General features: G+C 37.4%; 16 protein-coding genes. 10 read left to right on the top strand and 6 right to left on the bottom strand.

Going from position 1 to position 20,748, the window contains the following annotated elements; genetic code table 11:
* The first annotated feature begins 501 nt into the window (after positions 1 to 501).
* The 8 genes from EG342_RS24730 (at position 502) to EG342_RS24690 (ending at position 11,938) form a co-directional block, all read left to right on the top strand.
* A complete protein-coding gene (locus EG342_RS24730) occupies positions 502 to 2,094 on the top strand; it encodes a T9SS type A sorting domain-containing protein (RefSeq protein WP_103293803.1) in 1,593 nt (530 codons plus the stop codon).
* Between the two features lie 6 nt (positions 2,095 to 2,100).
* Entirely contained in the window at positions 2,101 to 5,328 is a 3,228-nt protein-coding gene (locus EG342_RS24725) for a hypothetical protein (RefSeq protein ID WP_103293802.1), read from the top strand.
* Positions 5,329 to 5,336: 8 nt separating this feature from the next.
* Entirely contained in the window at positions 5,337 to 8,744 is a 3,408-nt protein-coding gene (locus tag EG342_RS24720) for a DUF6443 domain-containing protein (RefSeq protein ID WP_103293801.1), read from the top strand.
* A gap of 12 nt (positions 8,745 to 8,756) precedes the next feature.
* Complete coding sequence (locus tag EG342_RS24715) at positions 8,757 to 9,197, top strand: DUF4265 domain-containing protein (protein ID WP_103293800.1); 441 nt, start codon at positions 8,757 to 8,759, stop codon at positions 9,195 to 9,197.
* Between the two features lie 274 nt (positions 9,198 to 9,471).
* Complete coding sequence (locus EG342_RS24705; RefSeq protein ID WP_103293799.1) at positions 9,472 to 9,714, top strand: ankyrin repeat domain-containing protein; 243 nt, start codon at positions 9,472 to 9,474, stop codon at positions 9,712 to 9,714.
* Between the two features lie 105 nt (positions 9,715 to 9,819).
* Positions 9,820 to 10,413 (top strand): suppressor of fused domain protein, encoded by a 594-nt coding sequence (locus tag EG342_RS24700; protein WP_103293798.1) that lies wholly within the window; start codon positions 9,820 to 9,822, stop codon positions 10,411 to 10,413.
* Between the two features lie 30 nt (positions 10,414 to 10,443).
* Entirely contained in the window at positions 10,444 to 10,827 is a 384-nt protein-coding gene (locus EG342_RS24695) for a DUF2750 domain-containing protein (protein WP_103293797.1), read from the top strand.
* Between the two features lie 454 nt (positions 10,828 to 11,281).
* Positions 11,282 to 11,938, top strand: a complete 657-nt coding sequence (locus EG342_RS24690) for a hypothetical protein (protein ID WP_103293796.1) — start codon at positions 11,282 to 11,284, stop codon at positions 11,936 to 11,938.
* 364 nt (positions 11,939 to 12,302) lie between these two features.
* Here EG342_RS24690 and EG342_RS24685 read toward each other — a convergent pair whose 3' ends face one another.
* Positions 12,303 to 12,758 carry a hypothetical protein gene (locus tag EG342_RS24685; protein WP_103293795.1) on the bottom strand — a complete coding sequence of 152 codons (456 nt, stop codon included), beginning with the start codon at positions 12,756 to 12,758 and terminating at the stop codon, positions 12,303 to 12,305.
* Positions 12,759 to 12,909: 151 nt separating this feature from the next.
* Here EG342_RS24685 and EG342_RS24680 point away from each other — a divergent pair, with 151 nt between their 5' ends.
* Both EG342_RS24680 and EG342_RS24675 read left to right on the top strand, forming a co-directional pair.
* Entirely contained in the window at positions 12,910 to 14,019 is a 1,110-nt protein-coding gene (locus EG342_RS24680; protein ID WP_103293794.1) for an Mrp/NBP35 family ATP-binding protein, read from the top strand.
* A 43-nt stretch (positions 14,020 to 14,062) separates the two neighbouring features.
* Complete coding sequence (locus EG342_RS24675) at positions 14,063 to 14,311, top strand: NifU family protein (protein ID WP_002977212.1); 249 nt, start codon at positions 14,063 to 14,065, stop codon at positions 14,309 to 14,311.
* Between the two features lie 93 nt (positions 14,312 to 14,404).
* Here EG342_RS24675 and EG342_RS24670 read toward each other — a convergent pair whose 3' ends face one another.
* The 5 genes from EG342_RS24670 to EG342_RS24650 all read right to left on the bottom strand — a co-directional run bounded on the left by EG342_RS24670 (position 14,405) and on the right by EG342_RS24650 (position 20,656).
* Positions 14,405 to 14,797, bottom strand: a complete 393-nt coding sequence (locus EG342_RS24670; RefSeq protein ID WP_103293793.1) for a DUF3060 domain-containing protein — start codon at positions 14,795 to 14,797, stop codon at positions 14,405 to 14,407.
* A 124-nt stretch (positions 14,798 to 14,921) separates the two neighbouring features.
* Positions 14,922 to 15,719 carry a hypothetical protein gene (locus EG342_RS24665; RefSeq protein ID WP_103293792.1) on the bottom strand — a complete coding sequence of 266 codons (798 nt, stop codon included), beginning with the start codon at positions 15,717 to 15,719 and terminating at the stop codon, positions 14,922 to 14,924.
* 3 nt (positions 15,720 to 15,722) lie between these two features.
* On the bottom strand, positions 15,723 to 16,475 hold the full coding sequence (locus tag EG342_RS24660) for a hypothetical protein (protein WP_123868179.1): 753 nt from the start codon (positions 16,473 to 16,475) through the stop codon (positions 15,723 to 15,725).
* 11 nt (positions 16,476 to 16,486) lie between these two features.
* Entirely contained in the window at positions 16,487 to 17,248 is a 762-nt protein-coding gene (locus tag EG342_RS24655) for a hypothetical protein (RefSeq protein WP_123868178.1), read from the bottom strand.
* 369 nt (positions 17,249 to 17,617) lie between these two features.
* Positions 17,618 to 20,656: a choice-of-anchor I family protein gene (locus EG342_RS24650; RefSeq protein WP_103293789.1), complete on the bottom strand. Its 3,039-nt coding sequence runs from the start codon at positions 20,654 to 20,656 to the stop codon at positions 17,618 to 17,620.
* Between the last annotated feature and the right edge of the window lie 92 nt (positions 20,657 to 20,748).

The following is a 20,748-nucleotide window of genomic DNA, read 5'->3' as shown; positions in this document are numbered from 1 at the left end:
CACGAATATATGAGTTTAATTTCATTTTAAAATGAATCGTTTCAAAAAAATAATTACATTTGTGACATAGATTTTAACGAAATAAAGCGTAAGCTATCATTTGGAGCACAGAAAACCGCGAATTTTCTAAAACAGCCCTAAAAATGATAGACTTACGCCCTTGTACCTAATATGGGCACGAGGGCTGTAAGTCATATCTGGGCTGTTGGGTTCTTCGCGGTACCTCTGTAGCAGATTGACTTCAGCTTCGTGCCTTTCTTTTTATAAAAAAAAAGAAAAATTTATCGGGGTTGTAATATAATACGTCACGTTCTGTCGCTACGGATTAATAGCTTTGCTTCATGTTAAGAAACTCAAACTTTAAAACAATATTTTTATGGAAACAGTTTATTTATCGGGTTAGAAATAGCCTACAGTAAAAACCCCATATAATAAATGTGGTTTTCCCTATAGAGGGAGTTATAATTAGTTTTTAAATTCACATCAAAATTTCAAATACACATGAAAAAAAATTACTTAGGTGCATTATTCTTATGCATGTCTCTGGGCTATTTCGATGCCCAGGAACTTCTTTGGCAACGAGATATTAAGTCCTCCACGCAGGATTTTCTAAGCCAAATAACCACCACAATCGACGGTCAATACCTTATCACAGGAAGCAGTATTCAAGCCAAAGGCCAGTTGCAAGAAGCCAACAGCCAAAAGCCTAATACGGGTTACGAATTCCATTTGGTTAAACTTGACCAGCAAGGGAATCAGGCCTGGGAAAAATATTTCTCAGGAGGGAATCACGATTATTTGTCTTCCACGGTCAGTACCCAGGATGGAGGCTTTTTGATTTCAGGCACCTCATTTTCAGGGAAAGGTGGGGATAAGAAAGACGATTCCAAGGGAGGTTCGGACATCTGGCTTATCAGGCTCAATGAGTTTGGGGATGAACTCTGGCAAAGAACGCTGGGAACTTCAGCCGATGAAGAGGCAAAATCGGTTATTCAAACCACGGACTTAGGATTCTTTGTAGTGGGCGATATTCAAAAGCCCGGTTCTAAAGATGTTCTGTTGACTAAATTAGATAAGGACGGAAAAATACAATCAGAGATTATTATAAGTGGGTGTGGTGTGGATGAAGCTCAGAAGCTCATCCCTACGATGGACGGCGGAGCCCTCTTGGGCATGTATTCCAGAAGTGGTGTTTGCGATGTAAAGCAGCTCGCAGGTGCTCCAAAGCCATCGTCAGAAACTATCTACTCTAAGAAGACCGAAAACTATGGAGAAGGAGATTTTTGGGTGATAAAATTGGATAAAAACGGTAAGATTCAGTGGGAAAAGAACTATGGAGGGAAAGGAGATGATCATTTAAGAACCCTTGCTTTAACTTCTGGTGGATATATTATCGGTGGAGAATCCCGATCTGAAAAATCCGGCAATAAAACCGTTGGCATAGAAGAAGGAACGGATTTATGGCTTATCGCTCTTGATAATAATGGGAATGAGCAGTGGCAAAAGTCTTATAATTTGGGGAATCGCGATGTTTTAATGGGAATGAGCTCCATTCATTCAGCTGATGATAAAGAGACTAAAGGCCTTTTAATAGGCGGTTTTACGCAGGCTGAAGGAAGGATACAGGAGAACGATGAAACGTTCTGGCTCTTGTATATTGATTCCCAGGGGAATGAGAAATGGCGTAAACATGTCAAAGGTGAATCCCGCCAGCGTGAAGAGCGGCTTTCAGATCTTAAATTAAACAGAGACGGTTCTATCATCCTTGCCGGAACCAGCGCTGAAGAATCCGGAAAGGAGAACTGGAAAATTGTAAAGTTAGGAGACAAGCAAGTGGATCAATTAATCGAAAAATACGATATTAAGATTTATCCTAACCCTGTTTCTGACTATGCGTATGTAGAAATCGGGTTCAAGGATGTTAAGGAAGTCGAAATTTTACTCTATGATATGAGTGGAAGACAGCTTCAGAATCTTAAAACAAAGAACAAGGTCACTAAGATTAATACCCAGGCTTTGATTCAAGGAGCCTATCTGGTGACCATCAAAACAGATGCAGGCAAAACAGCCAGTGCTAAACTCATTAAAAAATAAACACCGATGAAAAAAACGTTAATATTAGCAGGAATCGTTCTTTCTGCTTTATTCTATGGGCAGAGTGCTCAGGATTTTACCACCAATACGAATAATGCTGGGAAACATATCCCTAAAATATCACCCACAAGCCCGGAATCTTTTAAATTCAGTCAGTACGGAAATATTCCTATCGGAATGTTCACCGGAGCCCCCAATATCAATATCCCCATTACGGAGCTTTCTGTGGATGGCACCAGTATTCCTATTTCATTAAATTATGCTTCCAACGGGATTAATGTTGATGAAATGAACGGCTCTGTAGGGCTAGGATGGACTTTTATCTCGGGTGGAGTGATCACCAGAACCATACGGGATAGAGCCGATGAAGAAAGTAGTTTTGGGAGCGGAGATGTCCCGCTAACCGAAAACTTTGCCACCCAACTGGATGCGTACCTGACATTTTGCGAAAATGATGATTTTGATTCTGAACCGGATCTGTACTCCGCCAATTTTGGTGGCTATAACGTGAAATTTTTGATTAATAAAGCGGGTAAAATCATCATGGTAGATCAAAAAGATTACCAAATTCTAAGAAATGATAGCGGAAATTTATTCTCTATTATTCTGGATAATGGGGTAAGATATAATTTCAATGCCACAGAGCATATACAAAACAGGACATTGAATACCGGAGGACATCAACCGCCACAACAGTATATACAATCCTGGTATCTTTCTTCCATTGTTACCACCAGTGGGCAGACCCTTACTTTGGAGTATCAGGATGTAAGTTATACCACCATTCTTTCACAATCTCAAACAATGACTTACACTAAAGTACAACAGTATAAGTATGGAGATTTAGTTACTGACGCTAATGGTCATTCTAGCTGTCCTCAAGTACCCTATACAATAGTCCCGAATTTAGGTCTTATTGCAGATTCAGAGCAGTATGCAGCGGGTAAACAGCTCAAAAAAATATATGATTCCAATAATAACTCGATTGTTTTTACCTATTCAGCTCAAAATGAAGATTATTCAAAACTTTCTAACATCAAAAAGTACCATAATAATATTGTTATAGATGATTATAGTTTTAATTATACCACGACTGGAGCTTCAAGGCTTTTCTTAAACGAAATACGGGATAATAAAACACAGTCATCCCATAAATTCACCTATTATAGTCCTGAGATTTTACCTTCGAGATTAAGTTTTTCCAGAGATGTATGGGGATATTATAATGGTTCAGTCAATACGAATCTTGTCCCGCAGTTATTTGTAAGTACTGATCCTACCGCCCCTCAATACAATGGAGCTAGCCAAGGTGTCAGTAAAATATTTGGGTATTTTGGCCTCTTAAAAATGGTGAGCTACCCTACAGGAGGAAATACTTTGTTTAACTATGAAAACCATAAAAGAAAGGAGAACGTTTTAATTCCCGCGGTAAGAACCAATGTGCAAATTAATACCTTTACGCCTCAAAATGACTTTTCTACTACTAAAGAAGTTATTGTGACCCCTCATAAAACAGGACCTGTTGAAGTTAATCTTTCTAACTATCTGTATCCTTATGGCAATTGTCAGGGTAGCCCTGATTTAGATACTCAAAAGCAAGAAGCCCATCTTGAAGTGCGTGATCAGGCGGGTAATCTTATAGCCAATTTGGATTCAAGTTTAAACAACAGCAGTCAGATTATTGTAAATGGGGTAAAAGATCAACCTTTGAAATTCACCCTGACGGCGATGTTTTTTTGTTGTAATGCCTATGCGCAAATATATTACTACGATCAGGAGGATCAGTATGAGCTAAGAGATGCACTCCTAGGTGGATATAGAATTTCTTCAACTATTGATACGCCTAATGATGGACTTCCTGTCACCAGAAAATATAATTATATCAGAGATAACGGGGAATATTCTATTCATGTTACCAGAGAACCTGTATTTGTTGAAGACAGATCGGTAGGTTCACTCTGTTACGGTTCTTTAAATTCGCAGCCTGCCATGTCCAGCTATACAGCCATTACTTCATCCAATATAGGCAGGCTATTTTCTTTTAATCCGAATATTTTTTATGACACTGTGGAAGAACAAATAGAAGGAAAAGGAAAAACCGTTCATTACTTCAGTTCCGATACGGATTATCCGGGTAATCCTATTAAAGGAGGTTCCATTATCTCGGCTCCCTGGACGAACTCAGGCTGGAAGAATGGGAAAGAACTACTCACCCTGTATAAAGATAATGCGGGAAGCACCTTAAAAACGGTTGAAACGAAGTATACCGAAGACCCTACCAGAACCTCTTACTTAGGAGGGATCAGCCGACGTAAAATTTATGAACCTATTGCCAATAATGGCACCTGGACTGGGGATTATCCCAATATGGATGTTGTCTATTATAAAAACATCAGCCGATTTGCCTATTTAGAATCTCAGAAAACAACAGATTATTTTAATGGGACTCCTCTTGAAAGCAAGACTGAATATTTCTATAATAATCCTGCCCATCACCAGCTGAGTAAAGAAAGAAGTACGACAAACGATGTAAGTCCTACTACTCAGGAAACCACTTACAGCTATGCTCAGGAAAAAGGAAACCCGCTGCTCATCAGTAAAAATATGGTAGGGATCTCCTTAGAAACGACAACAACGCTGACAACCCAAAATACAACCAAGACCTTAGATAAGACAGAGACGCTTTATCCCACCACATTACCGACTTCCTCAAGTGGAAACCTGGTATTACCATTATCGGTGATCTCCTATGATCAGTTAAATGGCAACTCTTCTACCGATATTACCTTTAATAAATATGACGATAAAGGAAATATCCTTCAGTATACCACGGAGGATGGAAATGTGGTGAGTTTTATTTGGGGGTATCATGGAACAGAGCCTATTGTAAAAGTGGAAGGCATGAGCTATGATCAGATTGTCTCTACTCCTTTAACTTCAGGAATTGTCTCGGCTTCTAATGAGGATTCTTCCGATCCTGCTAAGGAAGGTTTATTGCTTGATGTACTGACAAATTTTAGAAAACAAACGGCATTAACAGGAAAAAAGATAACCACCTATACGTATGATCCGCTCATTGGGGTAACCAGTATGACCTCTCCTTCAGGAATCAGACAGAGCTTTGTGTATGACCCGGCCGGAAAGCTTAAAGAAGCCCTAAGCAGGAAAAAAGAGCCTACCGGAGGCTTTACCGGGAAAAAAACGAAAACTTTGAATTACAATTACAAACAATAAACACCGATATGAAAAATCAATTACTATTAAAACTCCTTATGGTATGCGGGGTATTGTCTGCCGCTATATCAGTCCGGGGACAAAGTACTTCTGAAAACTTTGTACAATCCAAAGATTGTTTAAATCAGGATTGTAGCAAAAAAGTTGAATCCGTTGTCTATTATGATGGACTTGGAAGACCTAAGCAAGTGGTGAATGTCAAAGCGAGCCCAACAGGAAAAGATCTGGTGACCCCTGTAACCTATGATGGATTTGGAAGACAAACAAAAAATATTCTTCCCACTCCTGTGGGCTCTCAAAACTCAGCGATTCATTCAGGAATCACCAATGAAAATCAGGCCAATTCCTATTATGGTACAACTAATGCCTACAGCGAAAAGGTATTGGAAAACTCACCTTTGGATAGGGTCTTGGAGCAGGGGCAGGCAGGTGACCCCTGGAAAATAGGAGCAGGACATACACAGAAAATGAAGTATGAGGCCAATACCGGAAATGAAGTGATGAAGTTTTTAACCAGTACTTCCACCAATACGGTAAACACTGTTTCCAATACCGTTTCCTCCCTCTCCATCTATTCCAGTAATTCGGGAAATTATCCGGCGGGGATACTCTATAAAAATACGGTAACCGATGAAGATGGGAGTCCTGTTACCCGTTTTGAAAATGCCAGAGGGCAAACCATACTCATTCGTAAAACGGACGGAACACAGAATATTGATACGTATTATGTGTATGATGAATATAACAATAAAGCTTTTGTGATTCCTCCCAAGGCCATAGAACAGATTAAAGCCGGGAATAATACAATCACTCAAAATACGTTGGATGAGCTTTGTTATCAGTACCGGTATGACGGCAGGGGGCGTGAAGTAGAAAAGAAGCTTCCAGGAAAAGACTGGGACTATACCATCTATGATAAATCCGACAGAGCTATTCTTACCCAGGATGCCAATTTGCGTAAACAGGGCAACTGGCTGATGACTAAATACGACTCGTTTGGACGGGTGATCTATACCGGAATTGTTTCAGGAGGAAGCAGAGCAGATATACAGGTTCAATTGACTGATTTAGCTATTGTTGAATGGCCAACTCCCTCAGGCTTTACCAGAAATGGGATGGTAATCTATTATACCAACGGTTATTTTGAAGCTTTTCATACCATCCTTACGGTTAATTATTATGACTCTTACCCAAGGGACACTCCGGGATCAATTCCCACAAAAATACTGGATCAGTATACGGCAGGTTCAGATGATGAAGTGACTCCAAACGGAATGCAGACTGCTTCCTATGTAAAGAACGTAGAAGATGACAACTGGACAAAGACGTATCTATATTATGATACGGAAGGGAAATTAATTGGCCAGAATAGCCTGAATCATTTGGGAGGGTATACCAAAAAAGAGTTGAAGCTGGATTTCTCGGGGCAAGTACAGGAAAATTATACCTACCATAAAAAGAGCCCAAGCGACCCTGAAGTAAAGATTAAAGAAAGGTTTGTTTATGATGAGCAGAACAGACCCATTAAATATTACCATCAGGTAGACAGCCGCCCTGAAGAGCTGCTGGTTGAAAACACTTATAATGAAATAGGGCAGCTCGTTAATAAGAAAATCGGAAATACAACAGGAACACCTCTGCAATCTGTAGATATGACCTACAATATAAGGGGATGGCTGACCAAAGTCAATGATCCTCAGAATCTAAACGGGAAGCTTTTTGCCTATGAGATCAAATACCAGAATCCTGTCTACTCCAATGTTTCCACCGGAAAATACAACGGGAATATTTCAGAGATAGATTGGGCAAGTGCTGATAATGGAAAACTCAGACGTTATAATTATAAGTATGACAGCCTGGAAAGGTTAAAAAACGGAATTTATTCTGAGCCTAATACCACTGTACCTCAAAATAATTATTACAACGAAACCCTAAGCTATGATGTGAACGGAAATATCCTGAATCTTAAAAGAAACAGGTTTGTAGAGAACTTAGGCGTGCAGCTCATGGATGATCTGGACTACAAATATACCGGGAACAAATTGAGTAAGGTGGATGATACCTCAGGCAATTATGCAGGGTATCCCAGCCCTTCAGGTTCTCCTATGACCTATGACAGCAACGGAAATATGACCAGTCATATTGATAAAGGAATATTACAGATTGATTACAATTACCTTAATCTTCCCAATTATGTCAAGTTTTACAAGGAATATGTCTCTCATGATTGGGAGAACACTTATTATGTGAACACAAAATATTTGTATAATGCGGCAGGAGCCAAACTAAGAAAAATCTATACCTATGGATCAGGGAGAACCAATATGGAAACGGTTGAAAATACAGACTATCTGGATGGGTTTCAGTATTGGGGGGATGAATTAAGTTTCGTATCCACTTCGGAAGGCTATTATGATTTTAAAAAGAATACTTATATTTACAATTATACCGATCAGGTAGGAAACATCAGATTAGCGTATTACAAAGATGCTTCCGGAAATCCCAAAATAGACAGAGCAACTAATTTTTACCCTTTTGGGTTAGAGTTTGGAGGAGATTTAAGTACTTCCAATTCAATAACTCCCAATTATACCTATTCTTCTCAGGGACAGGAAAAGCAAAGAGAAACAGGGTGGAGTTCATACCGATGGAGGAATTATGATGCGACAATGGCAAGGTTCTTTAATGTTGACCCATTGGCAGAAAGCTATCATACATGGTCACCCTTTGCCTTTAGTGGAAACAGAGTCGTGGATGCAAGAGAATTGGAAGGGCTGGAACCTAAGAAAGTAAATGAGGTAAGCCTTCCAGGTGATCCTATAGAGTTTGCAGAATTTATTGGGGGAGGGATTAACAGTATCAGAGCTGCATTTTCTAATTCAGTAATTAGGACAGGAAATGTTGTTGCAAATAACCGCTTTAATAGTAAATACGAAGTCGATAACGAGGGATTTTTAACATTAATGACCGGAGTACCGAAGGAATCCTTCAAAGAAAAGGTTGTTAATGGTGCTATGGATTTAGCCACTTTAGGATTGGCTGCTTTTGGAGGTGTTGAAGGGGCGTTAACAGCGCAGGGAGGAAAAGTTCCTTTTTTAAAGGCGTTTGAATCAGTTAAGGAATTTCAGAAGATAGAAGCGAGAGCGGCAAGGTTGAATAAAGTTGGACGCGAAGGGAAAGATTTTACCAAGGCAGGTAAGCAAACTGTAATAAAGAAGAATGAAATAAAATATGGCAAGGTAAAATGTGAGAGTTGCGGAATTGAAACTACACCCGCTGAACAATCTAAAAAAGGAGTAGTTCCTAAGAAAAGCGAAAGACAAGTAGACCACCTTAAGAGAAAAAGAGAAGGAGGAAGAGGAAATCCAGATAATGGGCAAGTACTATGCAGGGGTTGCAATTTAGATAAACATTAAAAGAAAATAAAAATGGAAAATAAAGTTATTTTAACATATTATGACGTTGAAAATAAATTAGCAGAAGAATCCGTGTGGATCGAAGCACTAGATAACGAGAAGTATCAAGTAAAAAACGTGCCATTTTTTGCTCCAAACATTGCCTATAATGATATAATCACCGTAGAAAAAGATGACGGTTGTTTATATTTTGAGGAAATGGTTGAACCTTCCGAACATAGTACGATTCAGATTGTATTCTTTAACAATAAAAAAATAAAAGAAGTAACAAAAACGCTAGAAGAATTAGGCTGTTCTTGGGAAGGGATTGATGAACAGCAGATTTTAGCTGTGGATATTCCTCCTTCTGTTAATTATGCTGTTGTTCAAAACTTTTTGAAGAAGATGCTATCTGAAAATGCATTCGATTACAAAGAAGCTTGTCTTTCGGAAACTCATCAAAGTAATATATAAAATTCAATAACAGTTAGCTTGTAATAATAAGCTAACTGTTATATTAAATAGAACCTCTTCTTACTTCTAATTGAGCCATAAAATGGATTCATCCAAGATTAATAGATGAAAATAGTTGAACATTTAGAAAATTATATTGGTAAAATATCCAATGCAATTAATATTACAGATAAAAAGTATAATGTTACAATATCATTATATGAAAACACTCCTTTTAAGGAAGTACGAACATATTCCACTTTGGGAATGAATAGATATTTTATTGATTTTTACTATGAATTTATTATTGTTTGTGGGAATAATTTCAATAAAAATGAGGTTGCGCCTACAGGATCAATTTGGGAATAATGCAATGTGGACTGCTGTTTTCAACTCTGATGGAGGGTATGATATTGTTAAACTTCTAAAAGAATATGGATTTGATTCAAACTCTAAAAATAACAACGACAGATCCCCATTAGATTTTGCAAAGCAAATCGAAGATGAAGAGTTACAGAAGATATTAACTAGTAAATAATTGGGTAGAAATTTTAAATCCAATTATCTACAGAAATAGTGAGAATTGCAGTCTGCTTCGTTGTAGATTTAGCAAAATATTTTATATTTATTAAAACTAAATTTCATGTTTGAGAAAACTTCTATAGAAAACAAAAGTCTGGCTAAGTATATAACAAGTATAGTGGGAATTAACGAAAAGATTGACCGTCATTGGGATGAGGCTACCATAAATTTTATTGATATTTTTTCATGTGATGACCCGATTTATCCCAACATAAAAATTTTCGGCACAATAGGTGTGTCTGACCACTCCAATAGAATTGAAATGAAAGATGATAATTTTCAAGATATTCCTATTGAACTTCTTATTACCGGATATAAAGAGTTTGATTTGTTACCAAATATTCTATCCACAGCAGGATTTTATATTACTAAAAAAAGGTGGGACTGTCAACCGGGATCAGTCTTTATGCGAATTGTTGATATGTATTATGAAGATTCAGAAATGAAACACATTATGTTTGTATCACCATTTCTATGGGAAGATAAGTTGGAGCCATTGCATCTTGAAACAAAGACTGTACATTGGCTTTTAGGTACTCCGATTTCTGATAAGGAACTAGAATTCAGAATGAAAAATGGAGCATCCGCATTGGAAGACATATTTCAAGAGAAAGACATTGACATATTTGACATTAATAGAAAGTCAGTAATATAGCTATTATTTATTCTGTTGTAAAGATTAATAATGAATCACAAAGAGATAGAAAGAGTAGTCGCATTGAAACCAGCAGGAAGATATAAGCATTTTATCAAAAAAGTGGCTGATTCAGAAATCTTCTTCACATTGGTAAATGAATATGGAGAATATATTTTGTCTGAATTAGAAAACAAAAAATTATTCTCTATGTGGAGTGCGGAAGAATATGCCGCACTTTGCAAAGTAAGTGGATGGGAAAATGGTGTTATCAAGCAACTGAACCTGGATGATTTAGAAAATGAAATTATAGATTTTATTGCTGACGAGGATTGCCTGATCAATGTTTTCCCAGTTTCTGATAAAACCGGATTTGTAGTTAGCTTAACAGAATTCTCCAGAGATTTAAGTGAAGAACTCAAAAATTATAGCTAGTATACACTATTATTTAGTACAGGTCAATAAAAGTAGAAAGCCACCTTATTTTTGAGTGGCTTTCTTATTTTTATTCTTTATTTTTTTTGAGAATAGCAAAACAATTATTTTTATTAATCCATTGTTAAGAAATGATAAATTTTAAATCGAATTTGATTTATAAGTTATTAAATTTGGGTACCCATAGGACACAACCGTTGCTACAAATGTTGTTACAATAAAAAATAATACAACACAAAAAGCTGATAATCAATAACAATAAGTAGTCCCTCCAAGAATTAATCAGAAATTAAAAACAAAATATAATAATGATCCCAATATTGGTGGACGAGTTGTTAATGATAATCTGGGAAATAGAAAACAAGCTCTCGATTGGGAAAAAGGAAAAGTCAAGGATTTTAAAAATGAATATGGGGAAAAACCTAAAAGACAAATTAGACCTTAATAAAAGAATATGAATTTACATGAAATTAAATTAAGCGCTCAGTTTGGATTCACTAAACAGAAAGACTTTAATACTGAAACATGGGCGGTTTCTGAACTTTATTGGTCATTTCTTAAAGAATATGATACTTCAAAAGTTAAAAAGTGTGTGATCAGTGCTTCTGATGATTGGGGAGAAGAACAACAAAAATATACTAATTGGGAGGATTTAAAGGAGGTTAGTATTTCTTTCGATTTTGCAAAATATTTTACTTTAGATAAACAAGATAAAAAGCATATGCAATTAGAAGCCATCCATGATGGAATGCTGCAGATAGCCAAAAAAGAAAAATGGGAAAAGCAACCATTGATAGATGCTTATAATCAGTGCTTAGAAAAGGATCTGGAATATCAATTTTTTGTAGGAACTCCTAAATTATCTCCTGATAGAAAACTTAAAATAAATTTTTGGTGTAATTGGGATATAGATATTTTTGAGGTTTATTCAGTGCTTTATGATAAAAACAATAATGAACTAGAACGTAAAAAAATTATTGAAAAACCTCCTTATAATGGTGAATTTATATACTACGCAAAATGGAAGTGGCTGGATAGTAGTAAAGTTCTATTGGAAGATAAATACAAATATGGTAATAATGAGAAATGGGAGATAGAAATAAAGAATTAGTGTTCAACCACTTGAGATAACTCCTGCTTTAGTTTTATCCCTTCACTTATATCAAAAAATAATCAAAATGAGATTAGGAATAAACAAAGAAAAAATAAAAGAATGGCTACACTGCTATACTTAATATGCATAACAAATTAAGAGTAGATTTTTTCTGCTCTTTTTTATTTTAAATTTGAAGCATTCTTTTACGGTTTTCTTTTTAATTGACACAAATATTGACACGTATTATTTTAAAAATTATATAAAGTAATGATAATGAATGATATATGTTTAATACATCTGGTTCCGTAGGAATCCAAACTATTAATTAACCTTTTTCAGAACTTCAGTCTGTTTTAGAATAGAGAATATATTAAAAATTCTATACTTCCCCTTCAAACATATCACTCAAATATTGCTTTTTATCCTCTTCCTCCTTTGTGGTTCCAAGATACCTTTTCCATGCCTGAGATTCATGATAGACGATTCCCATCTCCCAGACACAGTACGTAGGAAGGTGATTTTTATTTCTGTCCCAGATTTCAAATTTTCCCGAACCGTCATGGTAAACGCTTTCCCATAATTCATTTTCACTTCGCCATGTGCAGACCAGAAGAAGGTAGTTTTCGCCGCAGCGGTGCAAAATCACAAAGCCGATATCATCAATGTCCTGAAATTTGTCATGTGCAGATTCTATACATGTTTTAGCGTTGCTGATGTCTTCAGGAGATACTTTTGAAAGGTCTTCTGCAAGGTTATACCATTTGAATCTGGTTTTTCCGACCTCGAATATTCCTTTAGGAGAAGCATATTTGGAAGGATAGGGTGTCGATTTCATAGCTTTTGTTTTTGGTGATTGAATGTTTCACAAAGGTAAAAAACAGGATCATAAAATTTTGAGCGATCTTATTTATCACCTTATGTTATAGATTTTATTGATTCTAAATTATCAAAAAAAAGCGTAAATTTGTGAACAATTTATATTAAGTATGTTGACGAAAGAAAAGGTTCAAGATTTCCTTAAAGAAATAGAAGTAGACGATTTGGTGAATAATCTTCAGATTGTGGGTAATGATGTTTATATTGACATGACTGCTCATTCGCCTGCAATGCACGAAAAGAAAAAACTGGAAGCCGCAATGAAACAAGCTTTTGCCAGTGAGTTTGGAGAAGATGTTCATTTAAAACTTAAAATCGTTTCTCCGGAACCTAGTGAAATTCAGCAAAGTCAGATTAAAGGAAAACAAATTCCCGGAATTCAAAATATTATCGCTATCGCTTCCGGTAAAGGAGGAGTAGGGAAGTCAACTGTTTCTGCAAATATGGCAGTTACTTTGGCTAAAATGGGCTTTAAAGTGGGATTATTGGACGCGGATATTTATGGTCCTTCAGTACCTACAATGTTCGATACAGAAGGTCAAAAGCCAATTTCTGTAGAAGTAAACGGTAAGAACATGATGAAACCTATTGAGAACTACGGGGTGAAAATGCTGTCAATAGGATATTTCTCAGGAGCAAACCAGGCTGTAGTATGGAGAGGACCAATGGCTTCAAAAGCATTGAATCAAATGATCAGAGATGCTGCATGGGGTGAGTTGGATTTCTTATTAATTGACCTTCCGCCGGGAACAGGAGATATTCACTTATCCATTATCCAGGAAGTTCCTGTAACAGGAGCTGTGATCGTGAGTACACCTCAGCATGTGGCATTGGCAGACGTAAGAAAAGGTATTGCGATGTTCCAGATGGAAAGTATTAATATTCCGGTTCTTGGATTAATCGAAAATATGGCGTATTTTACACCGGAAGAACTTCCTGAGAATAAATATTATATCTTTGGAAACCAGGGAGCACAGTATCTTGCTGAAGATCTTGGAATTCCTGTATTGGGAGAAATTCCTTTGATCCAAAGTATCAGAGAAGCAGGAGATGTAGGAAGACCGGCAGCGCTTCAGGATGATTCCAAAATTTCCGAAATCTATACTGAGACGGCAAGAAAAATGGTTGAAAGCTTGGTAGAAAGAAATAAAAGCCTTCCGCCGACTGAAGCAGTGAAAATCTCAACAATGGCCGGATGTTCGCCGAAAGCAAAAAAATAATGTTTCAATTAATTTTGAAAAAACCGAATTGAACTGAAAAAATATGGAAACAAACATAACACACGAAGATACAGTAACGAGAGTAATGGAGGCTCTGGAAAGCATCAGACCGTTTTTGAATAAAGACGGAGGTGATATAGAGCTTATTGACGTGAAAGATAATCAGGTTTTTGTGAAACTTTTGGGTAACTGTTCCGGGTGTTCGCTAAACTTTTCAACTTTGAAATTAGGAGTTGAAAATACCATCAAGCAACATGCTCCGGAGATCGAAAAGGTAATCAACGTAGAATAAAATTATATCTGAGATATTTTTAAAAAGACAGGCTTTGTTTACAAGGCCTGTCTTTTTTATTGTTCTTAGTGCATCTATGATTCTAGTTTACATTTATTGTTTTACTACTTTATTGCCTACTCCGGTAAGAGAAACATCCGGTTTTCCTGATTTTGTTCCGGAAGTCCGGTAGTATACTATATTATTGCCACCTTCTATTGCTACTTTATCCACTTTATCAATATAGACTTTGTTGCCTGTTCCGGATACGGAAATCTTTTTAGCACTTCCTTTAATAGTTACCGTGTTATCGCCACCTTCCACTTCTGCTACTCCTCCGTTGAGATTATAGGTGAGTTTATGGCCCACACCATCTACCTCTATTTTTTTATCGTTGTCGGATTTTTCTACCCCTTTCATCGTTTCTGTTTTCCTGGATTGAGAAAAAGCTGTTCCCGTTCCCAATAGAAGAATTGCCAGGATTCCTACTGTTTTAATACTTTTCATATTGAATTTGGTTCTTGTTCAAGGTAAATATAAGTATAAAATGTATTTTGGATACCGGGGTAAAAGTTAAATCATCTTAAATATTTAAAAGGTAAAAGCTCCGGATTTTCCGAAGCTTTTGTATTTAATTAAAGTGATTTCTCAATGAAATATTAGAGGTGACATTGACGCTCAGAGTACTGTTGGCGGTATCCCGCATTCTGTATTGAATCTGAACCTGGGTGCCTGCAGTAAGATTTCCCATCCAAAACAAAGGCATGCTTCCTCCTGTACCACCGCCACCGGTTCCGAAATAAGAAGTTGCCAATACGGTAGAAGTTGTGGTATTGATAATTTGAACTCCAAAAGTCTTAGCCGTTCCTGATGAGGTGGAGATCCCCAATTGCACAATTCCGGAAAAGGAGTATAAACCCGTTGTAGGAATGGTGAATGTTCCTGCATTGTGTACATTTCCGATATCGATGCTTTCTGTAGAAAAATTGAGAGTTGTCCACGCCGAATACGCCGGAGCAGTATATGCTGCAGTTGAGCCACCGGGACTTCCGGTAAATACTAATGAGGTGATGTTGCGATTGTCAATCTCTGTACGGGTATCGGTTACTTCTGCAATAGGTTCCCATGCAGTACCTGTCCATATATAAAAGGTGTCCTTAAGTACATTATTAGGTGTAGTTCCAGCATTCTGAAGATTATAAACCAACATTCCCCGATCCGGCGATGTTGCAGAAGAAGAAACCGGAACTGTAGTCGCATCATTCGTGCCTGATAATTGCAATCTCGGAATTAATAATCCCTTATTTGAACTCGATAAATCCAGAATAGTACCCGGATCAGGAGTAGTTGTCCCTATACCAACTTGAGCCTTTACTCCCCAATGAATAGTTAGTAAAAGGATCCATATAAATTTATATTTTGTGTTCATATTTTAATATTTATAGATGTTGACTGTTCCTGATTCCATTCTGTAGTTTCCCGCAGTAAAGGAATACTGAAAGCTTAAAAGATGATTAACAGTAAGGCTTCGGGTACTGATTAAAGTGGTGTACATTCTATTAAGAACAAACCTTCCCGAGATAAAACCGATATAGGAACCATTATTCAATAACCTGTTGGTACTTGTTCCTCCCGAGTTAGCTGCATTTGACATCACTGAAATAAATTCCACAACATATATTCCCGTTGCCGGAACTTTATACTGATTGGTAGCAAGATCCCAGCCTGAATACTTATCAACAAGAATTTCCTGAGCACCTAAAGTGAGAGGAGTTGGAGCTCCTGCGGAGGCTGTTCCCAGTACGGTATAAGGTTTTTGCGTTATAGCTGCAGTGAAAATCAGCAAAGGGATATTTGCAGAACTGATAATACTCTCAGTGGCCGTTGAAGTAGCCTGAGAATGATATTTATTATCGCTGCCCCAGTAGGCAATAGAGGGCGTAAGATCATTATTAATATCCATCGTTGTATTGTAAAGCATGACTCCCACAGCAGGGGCCGGGATTGGAGTAGTAATGCTGGTTTTATCAGTAACAGACAAGCTCGGAATTCTAAGTGCTTTATTGTTGGCATCCAGTTTCAGAATGGCTCCTGCAGAAACATTGGCAGACCCAATTACAACCTGCCCAAAATAAAATTGAGCCATAAACAGGAGTATTGATAGGTAGAAAAGTTTAGCTTTCATAAGGATCACAATTAGTTGTTTAATATTTTAGAAATAGAAACATTGGTATTGCCTATTTGGTAATTGGCTCCGTTGGATTGGACGCTAAAGGAGATAACATCCCCAACCACAAAACCTAACGTACAGGTACTCGACAGTCCTGCAAACTGGTAATCTCTTTCCATCGCATAGGTACATACCGTTGCTCCATTTTTTTGAACAAACAAGGCAGAACTTCCTCCCACATCTCCGGCAGTATTTCTGGTATCCACCGTGTAGGTAATAACGTACATTCCGTTTTCTTTAATACTATATCCGGTATAGGCACCGGCTGGACCTTGTGCTCCGATCGGGATATTTTGATAAAGAGAATTAAAAGTAAGATTGGTAGTTGTTCCTGCTGTGATACTGGATGACGTTGCAATATTACTTGCCGCAAAAACAGGAGTGATAAAAGGGATTTTTTCTACTTCTGTAATGACATTGGCTTTTGTAAACATTTTTTCCCATACTGTTCCGGTATACACATATAAACCTTTGTCTACAGCGGCCATTCCGGAACCTGCCGTGGCAATATTGTAGATGACAAATCCTCTTTTAGGAGCCAGAATAGTGGAAGTATCTGCGGTGGAAGTTAAAGAGACGACCGGGAGTTGTAGTCCTTTATTCGTTGCTGTTACATCAAGAATTGCCGACGGGTTGGGTGATGTATTGCCAATCCCTACCCCTCCTTGTTGTGCCTTGAAAAAAATTAAAAGGAACATGCAAAGGGGAATAAAAAATTTCTTTTGCATTTTTTTGATTTTATTAAAATTAGGTATTATTAACTGTATTTATTACTATTTTTTTGTTAAATTATTGTAATACTATTATGTGTATCGCTTTATTTTGTTGTTTTTTTATTGGCTTTATTTGGCTTTTTATTAAAAAATATATGTCCTCTTTTTTTGAATTATCTTTTATTATATACGATTTTATAGTCCTGCAGGATTCATTTTTAACAGGATAAGAGATTGTTATTAAAAAGTTGAATTAATTACTATAAAAAAGCTCCATATTTTTCTGGAAATTTTTATAATAAAAAATTAATTTCGTTTAAGTACATGAAAAAAGACTACCTCTTTTTGAGATAGTCTTTTGAATAAATGATAATAACTATTATTTTACTTCACTACAATTCTTTTTACGTGCCCTTCTGTCGTTTTGATAAGATAAACTCCTGTAGAAAGATGATCAGTGCTTATTGTTAAAGCATTTTTTTGCTTTCCGATCAGCTTTCCGGACATATCATACAATTCATAGTCCTGTTTTCTGTTAAAATAGACGATATTTCCTTTATGTACAGGATTTGGAAATACATTGAAAGTTGCCTTTTCAGCCTTTGTTTCATCAGTTCCCAATGTAGGAGGTGGCGTTACTTCATAGGTAGATAACGTTCCGCTGATTTCATTGGCGATAATGACATATCCTTTCCCTGTTGAGGTATTCTCCGGAGCAATATAGATAATACCTTCAGGACCGTTGTCGCCCCCATACGCTGAGGTAATACGGGAATGCTTATAATCAGTAAAGGTAGGATTATTGGGATCCGTGATATTATAAACCATCACACCACCTGTTCTTTCCAGGGTGATAAAGGCATAGGTTTGTCCGTTAATTGTTCCCAGTGCCACCCCTTCCGGTTCAGGACCTTTTGCACGGCTTCTGCTTTTAACCGTATTCGATTCATTATCTGCATTAAAAATTAATGGATGTTTGGCTGCAATATATCTTTCAAATTGATCTCCACTGTCATACACTCTCTGTTTTGTATCTGCATTAAAGATAGAGAACGAGCGTGCTCCTAAAGCCGCCATTTCTTCGAAATCCGGATCTGCATCTGTATTTCCGGTAGCTGTAGAAACCCGAAATCGTCCTAGATTATAAGATGCTTTCAATATCGCTGACTGTGGGAAAATAGCAGGATCCAACGTATAAGTATTGGCTCCGACTGTTGTTCTTTCGCTGTATCCTGAAAGGTCTTTTTCGTCACCTTCATTGGCTGTTACGATATAATTGGTATTTCCAACTTTATAATTTTGCACTGCATCCGGGATATAGTAGGCTTTTACAGGCCAGTTGGCAATTAATACTTCACCATTGTTATCGGAGGCATCAAAAACATTTCCGGGAAGACTCATATCTTTTTTGCCCAATCCCCAAATTCCGGTAATGGTTTTCGTTGAAAGATTAAGCTCTGCAATGGCATTATTTTCCTGAAGTGTTACCCATGCCTTTTGGCTATCTGCACTGATGGTAACGTATTCAGGTTCTAAATCCTGAGACAACGTATTGTTGGTTCTTACTTTTCTTAAGCCGGTTGCCGTGAGCGCTGCCACCTGAGAATCAAAATTATTGAAATTAAGAGTCGTAACATGAGTTTGAGAAAGATTACCAATTCCTCCGGAAATATCAATGATACTGATTGTTCCCTCAGGATCTACAGTATAAGCGTCATTAGGCTCTCCCTCATTAGCAGTAACAACTTTGGTTCCGTCAGGGCTGAACGTAATCATATCCGGTAAAGCGCCTACAGTAACCTGTTTCAGAAAATTACCATTGATGTCGAAAAATACTACAGATCCATTCTGCTGAGGATCAGCATTAGGAGAAGCCGCAGCAATGATTCCATTCTTCACGGCAATACTCGTAATACCGCCATAAGGTGCCATATTTACGGTTTTAACAACCGCCGGTGTACCTGGAGTACTAAAATCTATAATATCAAAAACATCTGTGATTGAACTGATGGTAAATAATCGTTGCGTTGCAGGATCGTGCACCACAATTTCTGTGGAGCTGTTGTTGGTTCCGGACGGATCAAAGCTTCCGATATAGTTCAGTTGAATCTGGTTGGAAGGTACCGGTGCCGGTTTATCGTTGTCTACAATGTAGATTGTTGCGGAATTATCTCCTGAAATAGTGGCTCCTACCGGGTTTTCAAGACTTACTACAAAATATTCAGCCTGTTGTTCTTCCTGAGTATCATCAATAATCGGAATATTGACGGTATAACTTGTCGTGGAAGGATTTATATTGATGGTTTGATTGGTTAAAGTAAAATCATTCTGATCAGCTGTACTGAACGGTGCCGGCTTTACAACAAGGTTTACCGTAGCCGCAGAAGGATTAGTTATATTAATTTTAAAAGCCAGATTTCCTGCATTTTCATTGACTTTAATAAAATTTTTATCTAAGGAGATAATGGTTCCGGCCGTTGTAAAAGTACTTGAAGTACTGCTGGTAACACTATTATCACTGAAATCTTCCACCATATTCGGTTTAAGAGCCAGATAGTAGGTCTGACCCGGCACTAAGCCGGAAGCTGGGATAATGGTGATGGTGTTGCTACTGAAAGCAGTAGTGAAGGGAACTTGTGTACCTGTAGAGTTTCCAAGACGTAGCTCTACAAGATTTTGTGCATTAGAATCGTTAATCGCGGAATTATCAGTCAATCTTACATTTTCATTGAAAGAAATGGTAGGATTGATGGTTGTTGAAGCATTATTTGTGTTGTTGGCAGGAAGATAAGTGACTGTAGGTGGAGTAGTATCTGTAGTTCCGGAAGAAGTAGCATCTACCGTAAAGTTATCAAAACGGTTATTGCCTCCCGTTCCTCCACCGGTAGCTGAGAATTCAACTTTTAATTTGAAATTCGGATTGTTGGAAACTCCTGAAATAGCAGAGAAATCAAACGTAATCAGTTGTGGGTTGGCATCCTGAGGAGTAACCGTCTGATATGGAATAAAGGTTGTTCCGTCTGTAGAATACGACCATGATTGTGTACCTGCACCCTGACCGGATCTTCTAGTCGTAAATTTTACAACGACATTATTGTATCCTGTTGTTGGAAGGTTAAATTGTAAAGCTCCGCCAATAGGATTATTGAATCTTAAATGTGTTCCGGAAGGATCTCCGTTTCTTGCATTTAAATTGCTTGTATTAAAATTCTGACCGGTTCCATTGGCAAAGTCTATTTCACTGGTTCCTCCGGCGATGGCTGTAAGAGAACCATTGGCCGGCGTAGAAGAAGGTGTGGTAATAGTAGCTGCGGAAGCATTGTCATTAAAATTCCAGTAATGGATGAGTGTCTGCCCGAAAAGTCCGCTCTGGAAAAAGAATGCGGCAATGACAGACCCCTTTAAGAGGTAATTGTTGATCATATGTTACTTCAATTAGATAAGTACAAAAATGATCTTTATATTTCGTAATTATTTTAATGGAATTTTAAGAAATGTTTAAAAAATAGGTTTGT

This window comes from Chryseobacterium lactis (assembly GCF_003815875.1).
Classification (GTDB): domain Bacteria; phylum Bacteroidota; class Bacteroidia; order Flavobacteriales; family Weeksellaceae; genus Chryseobacterium; species Chryseobacterium lactis.
This window is presented reverse-complemented; position numbering and strand designations above follow the sequence as displayed.

Coding starts and splice junctions, on each gene's coding strand:
- EG342_RS24715 (WP_103293800.1), top strand. CDS start 8,757: ATGGAAAATAAAGTTATTTTAACATATTATGACGTTGAAAATAAATTA.
- EG342_RS24695 (WP_103293797.1), top strand. CDS start 10,444: ATGAATCACAAAGAGATAGAAAGAGTAGTCGCATTGAAACCAGCAGGA.
- EG342_RS24690 (WP_103293796.1), top strand. CDS start 11,282: ATGAATTTACATGAAATTAAATTAAGCGCTCAGTTTGGATTCACTAAA.
- EG342_RS24680 (WP_103293794.1), top strand. CDS start 12,910: ATGTTGACGAAAGAAAAGGTTCAAGATTTCCTTAAAGAAATAGAAGTA.
- EG342_RS24660 (WP_123868179.1), bottom strand. CDS start 16,475: ATGAAAGCTAAACTTTTCTACCTATCAATACTCCTGTTTATGGCTCAA.
- EG342_RS24725 (WP_103293802.1), top strand. CDS start 2,101: ATGAAAAAAACGTTAATATTAGCAGGAATCGTTCTTTCTGCTTTATTC.
- EG342_RS24675 (WP_002977212.1), top strand. CDS start 14,063: ATGGAAACAAACATAACACACGAAGATACAGTAACGAGAGTAATGGAG.
- EG342_RS24650 (WP_103293789.1), bottom strand. CDS start 20,656: ATGATCAACAATTACCTCTTAAAGGGGTCTGTCATTGCCGCATTCTTT.
- EG342_RS24730 (WP_103293803.1), top strand. CDS start 502: ATGAAAAAAAATTACTTAGGTGCATTATTCTTATGCATGTCTCTGGGC.
- EG342_RS24670 (WP_103293793.1), bottom strand. CDS start 14,797: ATGAAAAGTATTAAAACAGTAGGAATCCTGGCAATTCTTCTATTGGGA.
- EG342_RS24665 (WP_103293792.1), bottom strand. CDS start 15,719: ATGAACACAAAATATAAATTTATATGGATCCTTTTACTAACTATTCAT.
- EG342_RS24655 (WP_123868178.1), bottom strand. CDS start 17,248: ATGCAAAAGAAATTTTTTATTCCCCTTTGCATGTTCCTTTTAATTTTT.
- EG342_RS24700 (WP_103293798.1), top strand. CDS start 9,820: ATGTTTGAGAAAACTTCTATAGAAAACAAAAGTCTGGCTAAGTATATA.
- EG342_RS24720 (WP_103293801.1), top strand. CDS start 5,337: ATGAAAAATCAATTACTATTAAAACTCCTTATGGTATGCGGGGTATTG.
- EG342_RS24685 (WP_103293795.1), bottom strand. CDS start 12,758: ATGAAATCGACACCCTATCCTTCCAAATATGCTTCTCCTAAAGGAATA.
- EG342_RS24705 (WP_103293799.1), top strand. CDS start 9,472: ATGAATTTATTATTGTTTGTGGGAATAATTTCAATAAAAATGAGGTTG.